Origin of the sequence: Rhodococcus sp. CX, from assembly GCF_015865005.1 — a bacterium.
Lineage (GTDB): Bacteria > Actinomycetota > Actinomycetes > Mycobacteriales > Mycobacteriaceae > Rhodococcus.
Genome location: NZ_JADZGH010000203.1, coordinates 14,494 through 15,054, shown reverse-complemented (window position 1 = coordinate 15,054; position 561 = coordinate 14,494). Strand labels below are relative to the sequence as shown.

Below are 561 nucleotides of genomic sequence, written 5' to 3'. Positions count from 1 at the left end.
GCGCGGACAGCCTGGCGGGTCTGCCGCCGACACTGATCCTCACCACGGAGAACGAGGTGGCGCGCGACGAGGCCGAGGAATACGGCGCCCGCCTCCACCGGGACGGTGTCGACGTGACCACCGTGCGATTCGACGGCCTCGTGCACGGGGTGTTCTGGATGTCCGGCGCGGTGCCGCGCAGTCGTGAACTACGCAGTGCGGTAGCCGAATTCGTCGGCACCGTCACCGCATCCGATCAGGCCTCGGCGCGGACGACGACGCCGTCGCTGTCGCTGTAGACGATCTCACCCGGGTTGAACGTGACCCCGCCGATCTCGACGGGCACGTTCTTCTCCCCGGAGCCGGTCTGGGTGCTCTTGCGCGGGTTCGTGCCCAGCGCCTTGATGCCGATCTCGAGCGTGCGCAGGATCGCCGAGTCGCGGACCGCGCCGTTGACGATGACCCCGGCCCAGCCGTTGTCGACGCCGCGGCCGGCGATGATGTCGCCGACGAGCGCGGTGTGGATGCTGCCGCCACCGTCGACCACGAGGACGCCGCCGTTGCCCGGCTCGCTCAGGGTCT

Annotated in this window: 2 protein-coding genes; one reads left to right on the top strand and one right to left on the bottom strand. The window is 70.2% G+C overall.

Annotation, left to right across the window (positions count from 1 at the left end):
- On the top strand, positions 1–278 hold a 278-nt coding region (locus I0Q12_RS33525; RefSeq protein WP_231611204.1), incomplete at its 5' end, for an alpha/beta hydrolase.
- Here the strand turns inward: I0Q12_RS33525 and rraA are convergent.
- The coding region (rraA, locus tag I0Q12_RS22070) for a ribonuclease E activity regulator RraA (RefSeq protein ID WP_197254741.1) at positions 236–561 on the bottom strand (326 nt) is incomplete at its 5' end. The two genes, I0Q12_RS33525 and rraA, sit on opposite strands and share 43 nt — an antisense overlap.